Consider the following 19,484-nt stretch of genomic DNA (forward strand, 5'->3'; position numbering starts at 1 on the left):
CCGGATGAGCACCCGAAGCCTGCGACCAATAGATGTAGCCACGCTCAAAACGCTGACCACACCCACCATCACGCAAACCACAGAACTCACCCGACACAGGCGACCCCAACGGCGAACCCGCACCACCAAGACCGACCCACCGCGCATCGATCACCGACACCGACGACGCCTGCGCCGACGCAACCCGCGACGGCGACACCGCCACAGACGACGACACCGACACAGACGGCGACACCGACGGCGACACAGGCGGCGACACAGACGGCGATGAAGACGGCGACGCCGACGGCGTACGCGACGAGCTCGGCGACACCGACGGCGACGGCGTCGGCGTCGCGGACGGTGCGGCCATGGCTACACCGACGTGGAGAGACATGATGCTCGCGGCGGCGCAGAGGGCGCTCGCCACGCGGGAGATGGTCTTCACAGGACTCCTAGACAGGGGACGACCCCCCAAGCATGACACTCTGAGACACGCCTGAGGAAATCCTGAGACCCGGTCACCTTTTCCCGTCAGGCAAGAAAAGGGCCCTGAAGTTCTTGTCCCGAAGAGAGAACGACACCTGGAGGCGACCGGAATTCACCCGCGTCGCGCGAGCCCGAACCACGTCTCCACGGCCTGCCGCTGACCCCCCACATGGACGACCTCGTCGCCCTCGACGGTGAGCTGGGTGCGGTGCGCGTCCAACGCCCGGGCGAGCCTGTCGGCCAGCTCGGGACGGTCGTGCCATTCGTCGGCCCGGTCACGACCAGTCACCGCGACGAAGGGCAACCCGCGCCGTCGGGCCACGGCGAGTACGGCTTCGTGCATGCGTAAGTGGTCGGGGTGACCGTAGCCGCCGTCGGCGTCGTAGCTGACGACCGCGTCGGGACGCCAGGCCGCGACCAGCGCGCCGAGATCGGCGACCACGCCACCGACGGGCACGACGCTGAACGCGTCAGGGGTGGCGTCGTCGGCGGGGCCCGCGACCTCGGGCGTCACCCACCGCATGCCGGAGTCCCGGTAGACGTGCGGCGCCTCGCCGGCGAGCGCCGGTTCCCGGCCGAGGAACGCGTGTCGGCGTACACCCAGGCGCTCCACCGCGGTCGCCAGCTCGCGCTCGCGCCACTGCTCGAGCGTGCCGGTGAAGGTGTCCGGCAGCGCCCCGGGCACGACCTCGCCGCGCTCGCCGCGTGTGGCCGTCACCACCTGGACCTCCACCCCGGCGTCGGCCAGGAGCAGGGCGAGCGCCCCGGTCGACAACGACTCGTCGTCGGGATGGGCATGGGAGAGCAGCACGCGCTCGCACGAGATCAGGTGGTCGAGCAAGGTCACGTGGACTCCTTCGCGGTGGGCCGCGACCATCGTCGCGTACACCTGCGCCAGCCGACGCGCGCTCGCCTCCCAGGTGAGGGGCTCCGCGTACGCCAGGGCGCCAGCGCGGAGCGTGGCGTACGCGTCGTCGTCGTGGACCAGCCGGTCGATCGCCGCCGCCCACCGGGCCGACTCGCGCGGGACCAGCCAACCGCTGCGGCCGTCGGCGACCGCCTCCCGCAGGCCGCCAGCGTCGGAGGCGATGACGGGCGTGCCGCAGGCGGCGGCCTCCAGCGCGACGAGGCCGAACGTCTCGCTGCGGGACGGGACGACCAGGGCGCGGGCGTCACGCATCAGCGCGGCAAACTCGGAGCGGGGCAGCGACCCGGCGTACGACACGCGGTCGGTGAGGCCGTGGTCGGCGACGGCCGCCTCGATGTCGCGGTGGTAGGAGGCGAAGTCGTCGGAGACCTCCCCGGCGACGACGAGACGGGGACACCGGTCGGCGGCGAGCAGGCCGAGGGCCTCGACGACGAGGTCGACGCCCTTGAGGGGCTGCAGGCGGGCAGCGAACAGGAGGTAGGGGTCGTCGCCGCCGACCGGCGCTGCCGGGGTGAACACGTCGTGGTCGACGCCGGGTGCCACGACCCTGATCTTCTCCAGCGGGGCGCCGTAGCGCTCGGCCAGCGTGGCGGCCTCGGCCCGGCTGATGGTGATGAGGGCGGCGGAGCCGTCCACGCAGCGCTGCTCGCCGGGGATGCGTCGGGGCGACTCCGCCGGCTCGCCGGCGTCGAGGCCGGCCCCGGGTGGGGCCGCGACGGAGTGGAAGCTCGTGGCGACGGGTACGCCCCAGGTGCGGGCGGCCTCGAGCGCGGCCACGCCCGACATCCAGTGGTGGGCGTGAACGACGTCGGGGCGGTCGAGCCGGGCGAGGTGGTCGGTGAACTCGTCGAGGTGGTCGTCGATCCGCGACTTCGGCAGCGGGGTCTGCGGGCCGGCCGGCAGGTGGTGGAGGGTGACCCCGGCCGCGACCTCGACGGCGGCCGGGGCGTCGTCGAAGCGGCGGGTCGCGACGCTCACGCGGTGACCGCGGGCCGCGAGGGCGGCCGCCTGCTGGGCGACGACGACGTTCATGCCGCCGCCGTCGCCGGTGCCGAGCGCCGTCCACGGGGACGTGTGCAGCGACACGAGCAGGACGTGGGTCATCAGCGGTTGTGGGAGAAGTGGCCGGGGTTCGCCAGCGGACCGACGGTGGCGACCCAGCGGTTGGTGTAGTTGAAGAAGCCCACGACGAACGCCGCCTCGAGGACCTGGTGGTCGTCGAAGCCCGCCGCGCGCAGCGCGTCCACCTGGGCCTGGTCGACCTCGTCCGGGTGCCGCGTCGTGAACCAGGCGTAGTCGCACAGGGCCCGCTGCTGCACGGTGAGCCTGGCCGAGCGGTAGTTGTAGCCCACCTGGTCGGCCCACACCGGGTCACCCGAGAGGCCACGGAGCGCGTCCCCGTGGGAGGTCAGGCAGTACGCGCAGCTGTTCGCGCTCGACACGACGACGCCGATCATCTCCTTGTCGAGGTCGGAGAGGTGGCAGCTCTCGTTAAACAGCGAGGCCTTGAGCTGGAGGAACCCCTGGTACTGGGCGGCGTTGAGCGGCAGCACCCGGAACAGGTTGTTGCTGAACCCCTGGGCGGCCTCCTGCTGGGCGACCGCGCCGTCGAAGACGGCGTACTGCTCGTCGGTCATCTCCGACCGCTCGGGTGGGCGCAGCCGGGACAGCTGCTGGTCGAACTCGAGGCTCATGACTGCTCCTTCGGGCAGATCGCGAAGCACCGGGCCGGGAAGCCGACGCCGTCGCGCAGGCGGGGAAAGCTGCACACGATGATCGCACCCACCGCCGGCACCTGGTCGAGGTTGCGCATGACCTCGACCTGGAAGCGGTCGACCTCGAGGATGTACTGCTCCGCCGGGTAGGGGTACGCCCCCTCCTTCGTCGTCACGAACCCGGGGTCGGTGTCGGCCGGCTCGTGGCCGATCGCGCCGATGTTGCGCTGCTCCACGAGCCAGCGCACGGCGTCGGTGTCCCAGCCCGGGTAGTGGGGGACGCCGTCCGCGTCGTGGTTGTCCAGCGACTCGCGCTGGTGCCAGTCGGAGCGGAAGGCCACGAACGCGCCCTCGGGGATCCGCCCGTGCTCGGACTCCCACCGCTGCAGCTCCTCGGCGGTGAGGAGGAAGTCGGGATCGGCGGCGCACTCGGCCGACCGGTCGACGACGACGAGCGGGAGGACGAGCTCGGCGGGCTCGAACTCGGCCATGGTGCGGCCCTCGCCCCAGAAGTGGCGCGGGACGTCGACGTGGGTGCCGTACTGGCTGGTCACCGAGTACTGGTAGCAGCGCATGGGCGCCAGGCGGTCGGGCGGCGTGCCCTCGACGTAGTCGAACAGGAGGTCGGCCTGGAGCGGCTGGAAGCCGAACCAGTGCGGCGTCTCGGGGCTCAGCTCGTGGGTGAGGTCGACCCAGCGGTAGCGGTCACCCTTGAGCGCCGCGAGCTGGTCCCACAGGGCGAGGTCAGGCATGGACGGGCCTTTCTATCGGTATCTCCTATCGAACGATAGGGATTTCACTGCCCATAGTGGCACGTCTCGGGCCCGGCGCGCCGGGTGTCCACCCACGCGCTCTCTGGCGCGAGGGCTCAGAGCCCCGCCCGGTCGAACGCCTCCTCGGCCGCGGTGCGCCCCAGCTCGATCATCTCCACGGCGCGGTGGAACTCCATGGCCCCGCACGCGTCGGCCGGGATCGAGATCATCACGTCGGGCGGGTTCGCCGCGAGGCGATAACGGGTGATGAACGTCTCGACGGCCTCGAGCGAGAGGTTCACCACGTCGGAGGTCTTCATGCCGACCGGGTAGGGCTCGTAGGGGATCTCGTCCTCCTCGTCCGAGCCGCGCGCGGTCAGTGCCCGCGGCAGCGAGCGCAGGCGCTCCAGGTCGAGCGCGCCGCCCAGACCGCGGCGGAAGCGCGCGAACCACTCCTCGTCCTCCCGCGGCTCGGAGCTCGCCTTCACCGGCCCCGAAGCGCTGCGGTCGCGCCGGCCACCCGCCAACGAGACCGCCATCGTGAAGTCGGCGTCGGCCCCGATGACCGGCGTCACCGGCACGGGGTTCAGCACGCCACCGTCGACCAGGACGCGCCCGTTGATCACCACCGGGGTGATCACCGACGGGATCGCGATCGACGCGCGGATCGCCGCATCGACCGGGCCCCGCTGGAACCAGACCTCGCGCCGGGCGTGCAGGTCGGTCGCGATCGCGGTGTAGGGGATCGGCAGGTCCTCGATGTTGACCCCGCCGAGGATGTCGCGCACCCGCGTCAGCACGCGCTCGGCCTTGATCGCCCCGGGCCCGGTCACCACGGGGTCCATCAGCATCAGCACGGCGCGGTGGGTGAGCGTGCGCGCCCACTCCTCGAACTCGTCGAGCTTGCCCGCGGCGTACAGGCCGCCGACGAGCGCGCCCATGGACGTCCCGGCGACGGCCTCGACCGTGTGGCCCCGCTCCTTCATCACCGCCAAGGCGCCGATGTGCGCATATCCGCGGGCGCCACCGGATCCGAGCGCCACCGCTGCCTTCATCGCGACCTCCTCGTCGTTACCTGTGCGTCAATTCCAGCACAGGAGGGCGCCGGTGGGGAGCCCGGCGTGTCGGACCCGATCACGAGCGCACTGGAAGGCTCAACGGAAGGCTTCGTGGGCTCGGCGAGCCGCTCGTCCCCCGACATCACGGCTAACCGGCGACGAGATGAGGCCCGGGCGCCGGACCAGGGGATCAGACGCCGAGGGCGGGCACGGGAAGCTTCCGGCCCACCTTGTCGCGCAGCGAGCGCAGCCCGCGGCCGACGCTCTCGCGGGCGGCGTCCGCGATGATGCGCGCGCGGCTGCGGTCGGGCTCCTCGTTGGGCAGCGAGAGGCGGATGACCTTCCACCAGGCAGAGCCGAGCTGCTGGTGCAGCGGGCCGGCGACATAACGCAGGCCGTGCTTCTCGAAGACGGCGCGTACGCGGGGGGCGGCCTCGGCGTACCTGTTCGACGGCATGTCCGGGTAGAGGTGGTGCTCGATCTGGTGGGACAGGTTGCCGGTGAGGATGTGGAACAGGCGCGAGCCGGTGATGTTGGCGGAGCCGAGCATCTGGCGGAGGTACCAGTCGTCCTTGGTCTCGCCGTCGATCGAGTCGGTCTCGAAGGCCTCGACGCCGTCGGGGAAGTGGCCGCAGATGATGACGGAGTGGGTCCACAGGTTGCGGACGACGTTGGCGGTCGCGTTGGCCGCCAGCGTGTGGAGGAAGCCCGGGCCGGACAGGAGCGGGTGGAGCACATAGTCCTTGGCGACCTGGCGGCCCATCTTGCGCAGCGCCTCCTTCGCCTTCGCACGGAAGACCTCGGGATCGACCTGGCCCTTGCCGTACTCGATGGCCTCCATGTCGTACAACGCGATGCCGTACTCGAAGAACATGGCGTTGAGGAGGTTCACCGGAGCCTGGACCAGCGAGTAGAGCGTCCACGGCTGCTTGTCGTCGACGCGCATGATCCCGTAGCCGAGGTCGTTGTCGCGGTCGAGGACGTTCGTGTAGGTGTGGTGGAGCTCGTTGTGGGTGTACTGCCACTGCTTGGCGGGCGAGACGAAGTCCCACTCCCAGGTGGTCGAATGGATCTTGGGGTCGCGCATCCAGTCCCACTGGCCGTGGAGGACGTTGTGGCCGATCTCCATGTTGTCGAGGATCTTCGCGATCGACAGGCCGGCGGTGCCGACGACCCAGGCGGGCGGGAAGATCGAGAAGAGCAGCACGGCGCGGCTGCCGATCTCGAGGTAGCGCTGGGTCTTGATGACCCGGCGGATGTACGCGGCGTCTGCCGCGCCGCGGCTGGACATGATGTCGTTGCGGATCTGGTCGAGCTCGCGGCCGATGTCGGCGATCTGCTCGTCGGTGAGCTCGACGCTCGTGCGAGGCTTGGGACGCTGGGTGGTGAGGGTCATGCTGGCTCTTTCATCGGGGTTCAGAGGTCGATGACACAGCTGCCGGCGGCAGCCGAGACGCAGGTCTGGATCATCACGAGGTCGTCGGTCGCGGTGTGGACGTCCCCGGAGCGCAGGTCGCGCACGGTGCCGGAGCGCAGCGGGGCCACGCAGCCGAAGCAGATGCCCATGCGGCAGCCGCTGGGCATCAGGACGCCGGCATCCTCGCCGACGTCGAGGAGGGGGCGGTCGCCGGGGGCGTCGACCTCGACGTCGCTGCCGGAGAACCGGACGTCGCCGCCCTCACCGGGCTCGGCGAGGATGACGGGGCGGAACCGTTCGACGTGGAGCCGGTCGGCCAGTCCGGCGTGGGCCCAGTGGGCCTCGGCGCCGTCGAGCATCGCGGCGGGCCCGCAGACCCAGGCCTCACGCTCGCGCCAGTCGGGCACGAGCGCGTCGAGCTCGGCGAGGTCGAGGCGACACTCGTCGGCGGTGTGGCGCTCGATGAGGCGTACGCGGTCGTCGGCGGCGAGCCCCCGCAGCTCCGGGCCGAAGACGGCCTCGTCGGCGGTCGGCGCGCTGTGGATGACGACGACGTCGGACAGCTCGTCGGCGTGGCCGCGGAGCATCCCCATGATGGGGGTGATGCCGGAGCCCGCGGCAATGAACAGCAGCCGCGGCGGCATGGCGTCGGGGAGGACGAACTCGCCGGCTGCCTGCTCGAGCATGAGCAGGTCGCCCGGCTTCGCGAGCGTGGGCAGGTGGTTCGACACGGCGCCGCCGAGGATCGGCTTGGCGGTGATGGTGATCGTGGGGCTGCCGGTGGGGCTGGTGATCGAGTAGGCACGCCAGTGGCGTACGCCGTCGACCTCGACGCCGATGCGCACGTACTGCCCGGGGCGGTGGCCCGCCCAGTCCCTGCCGGGCCTCAGCTCGACGGTGACGGCGCCGCCCGTCTCGGGCGTGACGGAGACGACCTTGCCGCGCAGGTCGGCGCCCGCGCGCAGTGGATCGAACAGGTCGAGGTAGTCGGACGGCGCGTACGGGGAGGTGAACATGCCAGCTACCCGGCGTACGCCGCCGAGCAACGAGCCGGTCACTCCCGAGATGGTGCTCATGCCATCAACAGTAACCTACGGTCCCGTAAGTTACGACACCGTAAGTGAGAGGACCATAGCCCTTGAAATTATCGACATCCCGACTAAAATAGCGCGGTGCGACTGCTGGCGACTGACTTCCTCGGCCCCCTGATCGAGTGGCTCGTCCGACTCATGGAGGTCATCGGCGCGCCCGGTGCCGGCGTGGCCGTCGCCCTCGAGAACGTCTTCCCCCCCATCCCGAGCGAGGTCGTGCTCCCCCTGGCGGGCTTTGCCGCGGCACGCGGCCGCTTCGGCATCCTCGAGGCGATCATCTGGACTACCCTCGGCGCGACACTCGGCGCGCTGGTCCTCTACGAGATGGGCCGTCGCCTCGGCGCCGACCGCCTGCGCCGCATGGCTCGGCGTACGCCGCTGATGAAGGTCAGCGACATCGACAAGACGATGGAGTGGTTCACCCGCCACGGCCGTAACGCCGTGTTCTTCGGCCGCATGCTGCCGATGTTCCGCAGCTTCATCTCGATCCCCGCGGGCGTCCACCGGATGCCCATCTGGCAGTTCACCCTGTGGACCGCAGCGGGCAGCGCGGTCTGGAACACTGTCTTGGTGGGTGCCGGTTATCTGCTCGGCGCCCAGTGGCACGTGGTCGAGAGATACACCGGCGCGCTGCAGAACGTCGTCGTCGTGGTGCTGGTGGTCGCGCTGGGCTATTTCGTGATCCATCGCGTACGCCAGCCGAAGGAGAACTTCAACGAGGATTGAACGACGCTGGTCGACCGCGCCGGGCGGGCATAGGATCCCGCCATGCAGCCCTCACGCCGCTCCCGCATCCCCGCCTTCGAGGCGATGAACATCTTCCACCGCGTGGACGTCCTGCGCCAGCAGGGAGTCGAGGTCATCTCCCTCTGCGTCGGCGAGCCCGCGATGGGCGCCCCTGAGGCCGTACGCCGCCGCGCGGTCGAGGTGATGGGCGACGGGACCCCCCTGGGCTACTCGGCGACCTACGGCGTCCACGAGCTGCGCGCCCGCATCGCCGGGCACTACCACCGCTGGTACGGCCTGGAGATCTCCCCGTCCGACGTGGTGGTGACCACGGGCTCGTCGGGCGCGTTCCTGCTGGCCTTCCTCGCGGCGTTCGACGCCGGCGACCGCGTGGCGATGGCCCGCCCCGGCTACCCCGCGTACCGCAACATCCTCGACTCGCTCGGCTGCGAGGTCGTCGAGCTCGACTGCGGCCCGGCCGAACGCTTCCAGCCCACCATCGAGCTGCTCGAGCGCGCCCACGCCGAGGCCCCGCTGGCCGGTCTGGTGCTGGCCTCCCCGGCGAACCCGACGGGCACGATGGTCGACGCCGACCAGCTGCGCGAGCTCTCGGCGTGGTGCGTCGAGCACGGCGTACGCCTGGTCTCGGACGAGATCTACCACGGCGTGACCTACACGGGCTCGGTCGGCGACTGCGCCTGGTCGCACGACCGCTCGTCGGTCGTCGTGTCGTCGTTCTCGAAGTTCTGGGGCATGACCGGGTGGCGGCTCGGTTGGGCGCTGGTCCCGCAGGACCTGATGCCGAACCTGCTCGCGCTCGCCGGCAACTATGCGCTGTGCCCGCCGGTGCCCGCCCAGCACGCGGCCATCGCGGCGTTCGAGGAGTCGGCGTACGCCGAGGCCGAGGCGGGGGTGGCCGACTTCGCCGCGGCGCGCCAGGCGGTGCTCGACCGGATGGACCATCTGGGGTGGAGCGATGTCGCGCCGGCCGACGGCGCGTTCTACTTCTACGGCCGCCCGGCACTGGGCTCGTTCGCGACGTCGCACGAGTGGTGTGCGGCGCTGCTCGACGAGGAGCGCGTGGCGGTCACGCCCGGCACCGACTTCGACACCGCCCACGGCGACCGGACCGTACGCATCTCGCTGGCCTCCGGCGCGGCGGCGACCGCGGAGGCGCTTGACCGGATCATCGCCTTCCAGCGGCGCCACGGCTGAGCCCCGCCGCCCCGCCGGGACGGGTCAGCGGCGGATCATCGACTTCCACGGCCTCTTGAGCTCGTAGCGACGTCCGGACACCGTCGTGGGGGCGATCGTCACGAGGACGGGCTTGTCGTTGCCGAGCCAGGCGCGCAGGCCGACCTGGTCGATGCGGGCCTCCTCGCTGGCCGGGAGCACGTGGCCGCGGCCGCGGACCATGACGCTCATGCCGACCTCGCCCTCGAGCGCGTCGACCTCGAACGCCAGGACGCGGTCGGCGATGACGGCCTCGAGCTTGCTGCCGGGCGCGGTGCGGAACACGAGGGTGTGGTCGTCGACCGCGTAGTTGATGGGGAGGATCGTCGCCTCGCCGTCGTCGGCCCAGGCGAGCCGCCCCAGCTCGTGGGCACGCAGCAGTTCCCAGCACTCGTCCTCGCTCAGGACCGTTCGATCCGGTGCACCCATGTCGCCTCCCTTGCCGATGGTCTTCTTCGACCAGGCCGATGGTCTTCACAGATTAGCCGTCCTGACCGACACGTGGATCGAGGCGACCCTCATCGAGGTTGGCAGATTTCGGCAACCACCCTCCCCCGACGAAGCAGCGCCGCTCGGCTGCGGCCTCGACGGCTTACCTTGGACCAACGTTCGGCCACTCATCGAACACGCCCTCCAGGACTTGTCGATTGACGTCTTCGCCTACCTTCCGAGATCCGAGCCTGGTTGATGGGACTGCCTCGGAGACGCGCCAGCCGCACAGCCTGCCCCAGGACCAAAAGCGGCTCGAGGAACTGTTCGCCATGCTCGAGGACCACGGGCGGGTGCTGGTCATCGTGGACCAGCCGAACAGGGTCGAACGTGCGTCCCGGCCTGGGACCATCACCGCCGCACTCGACCGTGATTTCAATCACATTCATTCATTTGAATAGAATCTCGAATAATCTCGGCCTCGACGGATGGCCTCGCGTACGGAACATCATCCCACTCACTCAACAGTGCAATGAATCCCTCGAACTCCTCCAAGCCTTCCGAGGCGCGCACCAGCCTCCACATTTGGCGCACTCCCTCAATGGGTCCCACACACCCAAGAGATATGAGAAGTGTCAAATATTGGGCCGCGCTCCGATCACTTACCGATTTGTCCGGGTTGGCACCAGCGCAGCGCAGCATCTCGCAGAGTTCCTCCTTTGTAACATCACTATTTACACAAGCGATGTCGATTAATGCACCCTCTGCTTCCTCACCCGCGGCAACACGCTCCGTTGCCCACCCGATAACTTCTTCCAGCGAGACCAGCCCGCCACGCCAGAGCCCCTCTGTCGCATCAACAGAGGCGCCGCGCCCTGCAATCAGGATATTTTCAGGACACCTTGACCTTGTACTCAACTCGTTCTCCTGTCTTCAAATTCTCATACCAAGCATCCGCCCGGACAGCCACCACCTCGCCACCGGCCGCGGCGGCCTCCTTGTTCGACATGTCAGTGAGACTCCTTCCGGCCCGACCCACAGGTCAAGACCCTCAGCCAGCCCCACTTACACAAAGTTTCGGACAGACCCCCGCCTCTCTCCGGGGCGCCGTTGCTCGGCTCCCGGTCAGGTGCCTGGTTGGTACGACCAGCCCCAGAGACTTGGGAGTGTGCCGTAAAATATGCGGGAATCTCTACACGAAGCCACTGAAGGGGAGCCCTGTGCCGACCACCCACGCGACCACGCGTACGCTTCTCGCCGCCACGCTCGCGGCGGGGCTGGTGACGACGAGCGCGTGCGGCGGGGGCTCGAAGGAGACCGCCCCTACCCCGAAGCCCAAGAGCGCGCTCGAGGTCGGCCAGGACCTGGCCGCCCGCCTCACGGCCGGCGACCTGGGTGACTTCCCGGTGAAGAGCGGCGACCCCAAGGCCGACATCGAGGCCGTCCGCGCCGGCATGGGCGGGCTGCGCCCCCAGGTGAAGGCCGACGACACCATCCGCCAGGGGGCGGGTGCGACGGTCAACCTCGACTACACGTGGCCGCTGTCCTACCCGTGGACCTACCGGGCCAAGGCGACGCTGATCCACGAGGACGACACCTGGAAGCTCGTGTGGAAGCCCGAGGCGATCCACCCGAACCTCTCCGACGAGACGCGCCTGGAGCGCACGAGCGGCGACAGCCACCGCGGCGTGATCACCGGCTCGCAGGGCTCGGTCATCGTCGACAACGCACCCGCGCTGATGGTCGGCATCGACAAGGCGAAGGTCGCGGGCCCCGAGGCCGAGGCATCGGCCCGCGCGCTGGCCGAGCTGGTGCTGATCGACGCCGACACGTACGCGCGCCGCGTGGCCGCCGGGCCCGAGGGCAAGGTCGTCGACGCCATCGCCATCCACCGCAACGCCCTGCCGTGGGGCACGCTCGAGAAGATCAAGGGTGCCGTCCAGCGCGAGATGACGCTGCCCGTTGGCCGGGACGCCGGCTTCGCCCGCTCGATCGTCGGCACGGTCACCACCGCCACCGCCGAGGACGCAGCCGCATCCCAGGGGAAGGTCAGCGAGGGCGACATCGTAGGCCGCACCGGCCTGCAGGGCCGCTTTGACGACCAGCTCCGCGGCGGCGGCGCGAGCAAGGTCATCGTGGCCCCGCGCGGTGCCGCGGTCGGTTCGACGAAGGTCACCCGCGACAACACCGTCGCCGACTTCCCCCAGCGCGACGGCCAGTCGATCGCCTCGACGATCGACCTGCAGATCCAGTCCTACCTCGAGGACTCGCTCACCACCGCCTCCGTGCCGGTCGCCGCAGCCGCCGTACGCGTGAGCGACGGTGCCGTGCTCGCCGCCGGGCAGTCCCCCGCCAGCAAGGGGCGCCCCGACTCGACCACGGGCGAGTTCCATCCCGGCCTCGCCGGAGGTGCCGTGAGCGCCCTCGCGCTGATCCGCTCGGGCGCCAAGCCGTCCGACAAGGTGACCTGCGACAAGTCGGCCGGCGTCGGCGGGGTCACGATCGACCGCCCCTCCAGCGTGTCCAGCTCCGGCTCGATGACCGTGGCTCAGGCGATCGCCCGCGGCTGCGCCCCAGCCGTCGCCCAGCAGGCCGGCCGCGTCCAGCCCCAGACGTACGCCGAGGCGGCCGCGTCGCTCGGCCTCACCGGCACCCCCGACATCGGCTTCGAGGCGAAGCTTGGCACCGTCGCCGACACCGGCGCCGAAGGCGCCCGCGCCCAGGCGCTGGCCGGCAGCGACCAGGTCACGGCCTCGGCGCTCGGCCTCGCGACGATGGCGGCGAGCGTGTCCGGCGGCAAGCCTCTGGTGCCGTGGGTCACCGAGTCGCTGCGCCCGGGACCGACCGCCCAGCTCACGCCCGACGAGGCCAAGGCGCTGCAGGACATCATGGAGTCCGGCGCCAACGGTGTCTCCGTCAGCGGCATCCGCGGCGCGCTCGAGGGCGACGTCGACGGCCGCCGCATCGTGGTGGCCTACACCAAAGACACGGCGTACGCGGTCGTCGTGGGCGACTCGAAGGGCTCGAAGGTCACGCCCGAGCAGGTGCTGCGCCAGATGCAGGCCGGCGCCGCCCGCTCGCAGTCGACGAGCAGCAAGAAGACGTCCTCCTCGAGCGACGACTGAGCCGTCGTGCGTACGTCCCTGAAGGCCCTGGCAGCCTCGACGGCCGCCCTTGCCGTGGGCCTCTCCGCGTGCGGCAAGCCGGGCGGATCCCCCGTCCCGCCCCCGGAGGGCCCCGACCCCGCCCCGGCCGTCACCCGACTCGCCGAAGGTCTGTCGAAGGCCGACCTGACGGACGTCCCGTCGACGGTCGACCCGGCACCCCACCTCCAGGAGATCTACCGCGGCATGGACGGGCTGCGCCCGACCGTCACCGTCGCCGGCACACGCCGCACGGGCCAGAACGTGACGGCCGACCTCACCTACACGTGGCCGGTCGGCGGGGCGCAACCGTGGACCTACACCACGCAGGCCGGCCTCACCTGGCAGAACCACGCGTGGACACTCGCGTTCAAGCCCGACGTCGTCCACCCCCAGCTCGGCTGGGACACCCGACTGGTCCACTCGTGGACGCAGGTCGACCGTGGGCGCATCACCGGCACCGGCGGCACGCCGTTCACCGAGACCCAGATGCTCGCGCGCGTCGGCATCGACAAGTCCCGCGTACCCGCCGATCAGGCCGAAGCCGCCGCGCGTCGCCTCGCGCAGGCGTTCAAGGTCGACGCCGACAGGTACGCCGCCGCGGTGCGCGGTGGCGGCCCCCAGCAGTTCGTCGAGGCGCTGACGGTCCGCGCCAACTTCCCCGAGCCAGCCGGCTGGCGGGCGATCCCCGGCGCCGTGGCCGTGGGCCTGCGCCGGTCGGTCGCCGTCGACCGCGAGCTCGCCCCCGAGATCATCGGGACCGTCGGCGAGGCGACACCCCAGCAGGTCGCCGAGTCGAAGGGCACGCTGTTCGCCGGCGACCAGGCCGGCCAGTCCGGGCTCCAGAAGCGCTACGACGAACAGCTGCGCGGCCGCTCGTCGACGAAGATCACGATCGCGCCACGGACGACGACGGCCACGCCGGGGGCGTCCCCCACGCCAGCCGCGACGCCGACGCCCGGCCGCACCATCGTCTTCGACTCCCCCGGCGAGCAGGGGCCCGACGTGGCGACGAGCCTCGACTCGGCCCTGCAGAAGAAGGCCGAGGCCGCGATCAACGGCGTCCCCGGATCGGCGGCGATCGCCGTGGTACGCCCGTCCTCAGGCCAGCTCGTCGCCGCGGCGACCTCACCCGGGTCGAACGGCAACCCCGATGCGACGTTCGGCCGCTACGCGCCCGGGTCGACGTTCAAGGTGGTCACCGCGCTCGCCCTGCTGCGTGCGGGCCTGACGCCCGACTCGCCGGTGCCGTGCACCGAGAACGTGACCGTCGACGGGCGCACGTTCAAGAACTACAGCGACTTCCCGGCCTCGAAGGTCGGCACGATCAGCCTCACCGAGGCCATCGCCCAGTCGTGCAACACCGCGCTCATCTCGCAGCACGAGCGCATCACCCCGGCCCAGCTGCGCGAGGCCGCCGCGAGCCTGGGCTTCGGCGACGACTACGACGCCGGCTTCTCGTCGTTCTTCGGCTCCGTCGACGACCCCAAGAACGTCGTCGGCAAGGCCGAGACCATGATCGGTCAGGGCACGGCCCAGGCCTCGCCCATGGCGATGGCCGCCGTCGCCGCGTCGGTCGCGGCCGGGCGTACGGTCGTGCCCCGGATGGTCGACGGCAAGAACCCGCCCCCCGTCGCGAACCCGCTGACCGCCGACGAGGCGAAGGCGCTGCAGCAGATGATGGGCGCCGTCGTGGACCGCGGCACCGGCGGGGTGCTCAAGGGCGTCGCGACGGGCGCGAAGTCCGGCACCGCCGAATACGGCACCGGCACGCCGCTGAAGACGCACGCCTGGATGATCGCCACGACCGACTCTGACCTCGCGATCGCCGTGTGGGTCGGAGATGGCGAGTCCGGGTCGAAGTCGGCCGCTCCCGTCATCAGGGCGTTCCTGTCCTGAGATCTGCCGCCGCGGCCGCCGACGACCGGGCCCGCTCCCGCGTCGACTTCCACTCGGTCTATACCAACGTGCTCGGCGCCGATGCCCCTCGGTTCCTCCGCAGCCATGGCGACGAGGACCCGCTCCTGGCGTGGATCGACGGCCGGGTCCCGCCCCTCAGTCGTCGCCCGCCGCGCCCACCCGGTTCATGACGGGCCGGGCCGCCGCGCCGTGCACGACCACCGACAGCAGGATCGCGAATCCGACGGTCGCCCAGATCTCCTCCGCGCCCGGGAACGCGGCCCGGCCGGTCGCGTACGCCACATAGTAGATCGAGCCGATGCCGCGGACGCCGAAGAAGGCGATGGCGCGGCGCTGGCCGGAGGTGACGGTCCGGTCGCCGATGCGTTCCCGGTCGGCGAGCACGGCGAGCGAGAGGTACGCCGCGACCGGCCGGACCACCGCGACGAGCGCGACCGCCACCAGCGCGCCCCGCCAGGTGAGGGCGTGCAACAACCCATCGGACAGCGCGATGCCGAGCAGCAGCAGAGCCACCAGCGTGACGAGCTGTTCGAGCCGGTCGATCACTCCGTGCATCAACCGGTGGTAGTCGTGGTGGGGTTCGATGGAGCGCAACGTCATGGCCGAGGCAAAGACGGCGATGAACCCATAACCGTCCAGCACCTCGGTGAGGCCGTAGGTCAGCAACAGGACGGCCAGAGCCAGCAGCGGCTGGCCCTTCTCGGCGATCCGCAGCTCCCGGGGTGCGTGGAACGCGGTACGGGAGATGCCCCACCCGCACAGCACCCCCGCCGCGACCCCGACGACCACCTTGCCGACGAGCTCCCAGGCCAGCCAGTGACCCAGCCAGCCCTGCCACGCTCCCGCCGACGCGAGGAAGATGGCCGCGTACACGAAGGGGAAGGCGAGGCCGTCGTTGAGCCCGGCCTCGGAGGTGAGCGCGAACCTGACCTCGTCGGACTCGTCCACCTCGTCGCTGACGTGCGCACCCGTCGAGGGTCCGTCGACCTGGACGTCCGAGGCGAGCACCGGGTCGGTCGGCGCGAGGGCGGCCGCCAGCAGGAGCGCCGAGGCCAGCGGAAGCCCCATCACCCCCATGGCCAGGACTGTCATGGCCGCGATGCCCAGCGGCATCGCGAACCCGAGCAGCCGCCACGTCACCGACCAGCCGCGCCAAGTCGACGGGCGGCGCAGAGACAGTGGGCGGTCCAGGGCGAGCCCCACCCCCATCAGGGCGATGAGGACGCAGAACTCCGTGAGGTGCTCAGTGAGGTTGCGCTGTTGCAGCGGCGAGACCGGGGCGCTGCTGATCGGGAGGAAGCCGACCACCACACCCACGGCCAGCAGCACCATCGGCGACGAGAGGGGCAGTCGGCGCAGGGCCAGGGGAAGCACCACCGCGAGGAGCAGCGCACAGCCGGTGACCAAATACACGGCGGAGATCGACACAGAGATTTTTGTACACCTCCGGGCGGGTGGTGGCGAACGTCTCACGCGTGGATGCCGCACGGATCCGGGCGTACGCGCCGGTAGCATCGCCCCACCGTCGTGAAGGAGCCTGCCATGACCGCCGTGCTCGCCGCGCTGCCGCTGCTCGTGGCCGTCGCGTGCCTGGCGCTGCGCATGCCTGCACCGCGCGTGGCGCTGGGCTCGGTCGCGGTGGCACTGCTGGTCGCGTGGCTGCGGTTCCCGGTCACCGGCGAACGCGCGCTCGCCGCCGCCTCGGGCGCCTGGCCGACGTTGCTGGAGGTCCTCGTGATCCTGTTCGGGGGCGTGCTGCTGGCCGGGGTACTCACCGCCACCGGCGCCCAGGAGCGCATCGCCGCCTGGATCGAGAACGCCGCCGCCGGGGAGGGCCAGTCGGCGGTCCTGCTGATGGTGCTGGGGCTGACACCTTTTGCCGAGTCGGTGACCGGGTTCGGGCTGGGCGCGGTGGTCGCCGTGCCACTGCTGCTACACCTCGGGTTCGGGCCCCTGAGGTCGGTCGTGCTGGGCCTGATGGGGCTGTTCCTCACCGCCTGGGGCGCGCTGGCGCCGGGCTCGCTGGTGGCCGCCCAACTCGGCGGGGTCCCGCTGCACGACCTCGGCGTACGAAGCGCGCTGGTCGCGCCCATCGCGATCCTCGCCACCGGCGTCGCGGCACTCCTGATCATCCACGGCCGCCGCATCACCGTCGCCCACGTCGTCGAGCTCCTGCTCGCCGGCACCGCCCTGTGGGCCGGCCTGCTCGTCACCAACCTGGTGCTGGGCCCGGCGCTGGCGGGCGCGATCGGCGGGCTGTGCGCCACCGCCGTGTGCCTGTTGCGGTTCCGCCTCCTGCACGGCGCCGACCTGCGCATGGACCGGGCCACCGCGAAGGCGTTCGGGCCGTACGCGGTGCTGGTCACCGGCCTGCTCGTGTGCACCCTCGCCCTCAAGGGCATGGGCGCGACGGGCCCGGTGATGGTGCTGACGCACGGCTCGGTCTGGTCGCTGGCGGCCTCGGCGTACGGGATGGTGACGCTCGGGATGACGCGTACGCAGGCGTGGGCGGCCGTCGTCGCCGCCGCCAGCAAGTGGTGGCCCGTCGGGCTGGCGACCGGCGGCTTCCTCGTGCTCGGCACGATCCTCACCACGACGGGCATGAGCGCCGAGGTGGCACGGACGCTGGCCGCGCTGGGACCGGCGTACCTGTTCCTGTCGTCGTTCGTCGCCGGGATCGGCGGCTACATCGCGGGCTCGAACGCCGGCGCGAACGCCATGTTCGCCGCGAGCCAGGCGCAGGCCGCCGCCCAGCTCGGCGTCGCGAAGGTCCACCTCCTGGCGATCCAGAACGTCGGCTCGGGCGTGCTCACGATCGCCGCCCCGACGCGCGTGGCGCTGGCCGCGACGATGGTGCCCGACGACTCCGGGGCGACCGTCCGCGCGGCCACGCGAACGTTGCTGTGGCTCGGCCTGACCGTCATGGTCGGCCTGGGCCTGGTCGGCGTACTGATGGCCTGAACTGAAAACTGAAATCTGATCCCTGGAAGAAAAATCCGTCGGAAAGGCTTCCCCGGGCGCGGAAGGCTCTCTAATGTTCCTGTGACCCCGATCACAAAAGGGCCCACCACACCTGAGTCAAGGAGGACTCCTGTGCGTCTTCAGCGTCGTACGGCCGCCATCGCGGCCGCAGCACTGACCGCCACTACCCTCGCCGCGGTCCCGGCCCACGCCGGCAACCCCAACAGCGGCTCCAAGCTCGAGAAGGCCGTCTCCGGCGACCGTGTCATGTCCCACCTCGGCGCGTTGCAGAAGATCGCCGACGCCAACCAGGGCAACCGCGCCGCCGGCACCCACGGCTACGAGGTCTCCGCCCAGTACGTCGAGACCACCCTCAAGCGCGCAGGCTACGACACGCGTCGTCAGTACTTCGACTTCGTCTACGAGCAGGTGAGGTCGACATCGCTCGCCGAGGTCTCGCCCACCGCGCGTGCGCTTGAGCACAACCCGATGACCTACTCGCCCGGCACGCCGGCCGCAGGCATCACCGCCGAGCTCGTCGCCCCCGCGACCGCCACCGGCTGCGACGCCGCCGAGTGGGGCGGGGTCTCCGCCGCCGGACGCATCGCCCTGATCTCCCGCGGTACCTGCTCGTTCGGCCAGAAGGCCGCCGCCGCAAAGGCCGCCGGCGCCTCCGCCGCGATCATCTACAACAACGCCGACGGCGCCCTCAACGGCACACTCGGCGAGCCCGGCGACCAGTACGCCCCCGTCACCGGCATCACCCAGGCCGAGGGCAAGGCGCTGCTGGCCGAGATGGCCAAGGGCACGGTCACGATGACCTTCAAGCTCGACAAGGTCGTCGAGAAGCGCCAGACGTTCAACATCCTCGCCGAGACGAAGTCGGGTCGCGCCGACAACGTCGTCATGCTGGGCGCCCACCTCGACTCGGTCCAGGCCGGCCCCGGCATCAACGACAACGGCTCGGGCTCCGCCGCGATCCTCGAGACCGCCGTCCAGCTGGCCAAGGCGAACAAGGTCAACAACAAGGTCCGCTTCGCCTGGTGGGGCGCGGAGGAGATCGGCCTGCTCGGCTCGACCCACTACGTCAACGACCTCGTCGCCAACAACCCGGGCGAGCTGAAGAACATCGCCGGTTACCTGAACTTCGACATGGTCGGGTCGCCGAACTACATCATCGGCGTGTACGACGCCGACCAGTCGACCCACCAGGCTCCCGTGCCGGTGCCCGCGGGCTCGGCCGAGCTCGAGAAGGTCTTCACCGACTACTTCGACGGCGTCAAGCAGCCGTGGGTCGACACCGAGTTCTCGGGCCGCTCCGATTACCAGGCGTTCATCGAGAACGGCGTCGCCGCCTCCGGCCTGTTCACCGGCGCCGACGGCTCCAAGTCGGCCGACGAGGTCGCCAAGTTCGGCGGCGAGCTCGGTGAGATGTACGACAGCAACTACCACACGCCCGAAGATGACCTGCACCACGTGAACAAGAAGGCCATCGACATCAACATCAAGGCCATCGCGTACGCCACGGGCACCCTCGCGTACGACACCTCGATGGTCAACGGCAAGCAGAGCAGGGGCAAGTCCGGCAAGCCCAAGGCCGTGAAGCCCGTCGCACCGAACGCGGCCTGATCTGCGTTCCGCTG

At 70.7% G+C, this 19,484-nt stretch carries 16 protein-coding genes; 6 read left to right on the forward strand and 10 right to left on the reverse strand.

The window, feature by feature from the left end:
- From ACYVGD_RS13805 to ACYVGD_RS13835, 7 genes are all read right to left on the reverse strand, one after another.
- The coding region (locus ACYVGD_RS13805; protein WP_460744354.1) for a hypothetical protein at positions 1 to 427 on the reverse strand (427 nt) is incomplete at its 3' end.
- 153 nt (positions 428 to 580) lie between these two features.
- Entirely contained in the window at positions 581 to 2,500 is a 1,920-nt protein-coding gene (locus ACYVGD_RS13810; RefSeq protein WP_460744355.1) for a glycosyltransferase, read from the reverse strand.
- Positions 2,500 to 3,090: a peroxidase-related enzyme gene (locus ACYVGD_RS13815; protein ID WP_460744356.1), complete on the reverse strand. Its 591-nt coding sequence runs from the start codon at positions 3,088 to 3,090 to the stop codon at positions 2,500 to 2,502. Before ACYVGD_RS13815 ends, ACYVGD_RS13810 begins: the two co-directional genes overlap by 1 nt.
- Entirely contained in the window at positions 3,087 to 3,863 is a 777-nt protein-coding gene (locus ACYVGD_RS13820; RefSeq protein ID WP_460744357.1) for a cyclase family protein, read from the reverse strand. The genes ACYVGD_RS13815 and ACYVGD_RS13820 overlap by 4 nt, the downstream gene beginning before the upstream one ends.
- 116 nt (positions 3,864 to 3,979) lie before the next feature.
- Positions 3,980 to 4,918, reverse strand: coding sequence for a patatin-like phospholipase family protein (locus tag ACYVGD_RS13825; RefSeq protein WP_460744358.1), 939 nt, complete (start codon positions 4,916 to 4,918; stop codon positions 3,980 to 3,982).
- A gap of 193 nt (positions 4,919 to 5,111) precedes the next feature.
- A complete protein-coding gene (locus tag ACYVGD_RS13830) occupies positions 5,112 to 6,317 on the reverse strand; it encodes a fatty acid desaturase family protein (RefSeq protein ID WP_460744359.1) in 1,206 nt (401 codons plus the stop codon).
- 20 nt (positions 6,318 to 6,337) lie between these two features.
- Positions 6,338 to 7,414, reverse strand: a complete 1,077-nt coding sequence (locus tag ACYVGD_RS13835) for a ferredoxin reductase (RefSeq protein WP_460744360.1) — start codon at positions 7,412 to 7,414, stop codon at positions 6,338 to 6,340.
- 96 nt (positions 7,415 to 7,510) lie between these two features.
- Here ACYVGD_RS13835 and ACYVGD_RS13840 point away from each other — a divergent pair, with 96 nt between their 5' ends.
- Together ACYVGD_RS13840 and ACYVGD_RS13845 are read left to right on the forward strand one after the other, a co-directional pair.
- Complete coding sequence (locus ACYVGD_RS13840; RefSeq protein ID WP_460744361.1) at positions 7,511 to 8,155, forward strand: DedA family protein; 645 nt, start codon at positions 7,511 to 7,513, stop codon at positions 8,153 to 8,155.
- A 42-nt stretch (positions 8,156 to 8,197) separates the two neighbouring features.
- Positions 8,198 to 9,370, forward strand: a complete 1,173-nt coding sequence (locus ACYVGD_RS13845; RefSeq protein ID WP_460744362.1) for a pyridoxal phosphate-dependent aminotransferase — start codon at positions 8,198 to 8,200, stop codon at positions 9,368 to 9,370.
- A gap of 24 nt (positions 9,371 to 9,394) precedes the next feature.
- On the opposite strand, the gene ACYVGD_RS13850 is transcribed toward ACYVGD_RS13845, so the two are convergent.
- On the reverse strand, positions 9,395 to 9,817 hold the full coding sequence (locus ACYVGD_RS13850) for a pyridoxamine 5'-phosphate oxidase family protein (RefSeq protein WP_460744363.1): 423 nt from the start codon (positions 9,815 to 9,817) through the stop codon (positions 9,395 to 9,397).
- A gap of 435 nt (positions 9,818 to 10,252) precedes the next feature.
- Positions 10,253 to 10,735: a hypothetical protein gene (locus ACYVGD_RS13855; protein WP_460744364.1), complete on the reverse strand. Its 483-nt coding sequence runs from the start codon at positions 10,733 to 10,735 to the stop codon at positions 10,253 to 10,255.
- A gap of 302 nt (positions 10,736 to 11,037) precedes the next feature.
- On the opposite strand from ACYVGD_RS13855, the gene ACYVGD_RS13860 reads away from it, so the two are divergent.
- Together ACYVGD_RS13860 and ACYVGD_RS13865 are read left to right on the forward strand one after the other, a co-directional pair.
- Positions 11,038 to 12,942 (forward strand): NTF2-like N-terminal transpeptidase domain-containing protein, encoded by a 1,905-nt coding sequence (locus ACYVGD_RS13860; RefSeq protein WP_460744365.1) that lies wholly within the window; start codon positions 11,038 to 11,040, stop codon positions 12,940 to 12,942.
- Positions 12,943 to 12,948: 6 nt separating this feature from the next.
- A complete protein-coding gene (locus ACYVGD_RS13865; RefSeq protein ID WP_460744366.1) occupies positions 12,949 to 14,859 on the forward strand; it encodes a penicillin-binding transpeptidase domain-containing protein in 1,911 nt (636 codons plus the stop codon).
- Positions 14,860 to 15,015: 156 nt separating this feature from the next.
- Here ACYVGD_RS13865 and ACYVGD_RS13870 read toward each other — a convergent pair whose 3' ends face one another.
- Entirely contained in the window at positions 15,016 to 16,308 is a 1,293-nt protein-coding gene (locus tag ACYVGD_RS13870) for a cation:proton antiporter domain-containing protein (RefSeq protein WP_460744367.1), read from the reverse strand.
- A gap of 114 nt (positions 16,309 to 16,422) precedes the next feature.
- Between ACYVGD_RS13870 and ACYVGD_RS13875 the strand changes: the two genes are divergently transcribed.
- Together ACYVGD_RS13875 and ACYVGD_RS13880 are read left to right on the forward strand one after the other, a co-directional pair.
- Positions 16,423 to 17,841 carry an L-lactate permease gene (locus ACYVGD_RS13875; RefSeq protein ID WP_460744368.1) on the forward strand — a complete coding sequence of 473 codons (1,419 nt, stop codon included), beginning with the start codon at positions 16,423 to 16,425 and terminating at the stop codon, positions 17,839 to 17,841.
- Between the two features lie 132 nt (positions 17,842 to 17,973).
- Positions 17,974 to 19,470: a M20/M25/M40 family metallo-hydrolase gene (locus ACYVGD_RS13880; RefSeq protein WP_460744369.1), complete on the forward strand. Its 1,497-nt coding sequence runs from the start codon at positions 17,974 to 17,976 to the stop codon at positions 19,468 to 19,470.
- Positions 19,471 to 19,484 lie beyond the last annotated feature (14 nt).

The organism is Mariniluteicoccus endophyticus, assembly GCF_054780035.1.

Coding starts and splice junctions, on each gene's coding strand:
- ACYVGD_RS13810 (WP_460744355.1), bottom strand. CDS start 2,500: ATGACCCACGTCCTGCTCGTGTCGCTGCACACGTCCCCGTGGACGGCG.
- ACYVGD_RS13815 (WP_460744356.1), bottom strand. CDS start 3,090: ATGAGCCTCGAGTTCGACCAGCAGCTGTCCCGGCTGCGCCCACCCGAG.
- ACYVGD_RS13820 (WP_460744357.1), bottom strand. CDS start 3,863: ATGCCTGACCTCGCCCTGTGGGACCAGCTCGCGGCGCTCAAGGGTGAC.
- ACYVGD_RS13825 (WP_460744358.1), bottom strand. CDS start 4,918: ATGAAGGCAGCGGTGGCGCTCGGATCCGGTGGCGCCCGCGGATATGCG.
- ACYVGD_RS13830 (WP_460744359.1), bottom strand. CDS start 6,317: ATGACCCTCACCACCCAGCGTCCCAAGCCTCGCACGAGCGTCGAGCTC.
- ACYVGD_RS13835 (WP_460744360.1), bottom strand. CDS start 7,414: ATGAGCACCATCTCGGGAGTGACCGGCTCGTTGCTCGGCGGCGTACGC.
- ACYVGD_RS13845 (WP_460744362.1), top strand. CDS start 8,198: ATGCAGCCCTCACGCCGCTCCCGCATCCCCGCCTTCGAGGCGATGAAC.
- ACYVGD_RS13850 (WP_460744363.1), bottom strand. CDS start 9,817: ATGGGTGCACCGGATCGAACGGTCCTGAGCGAGGACGAGTGCTGGGAA.
- ACYVGD_RS13875 (WP_460744368.1), top strand. CDS start 16,423: ATGACCGCCGTGCTCGCCGCGCTGCCGCTGCTCGTGGCCGTCGCGTGC.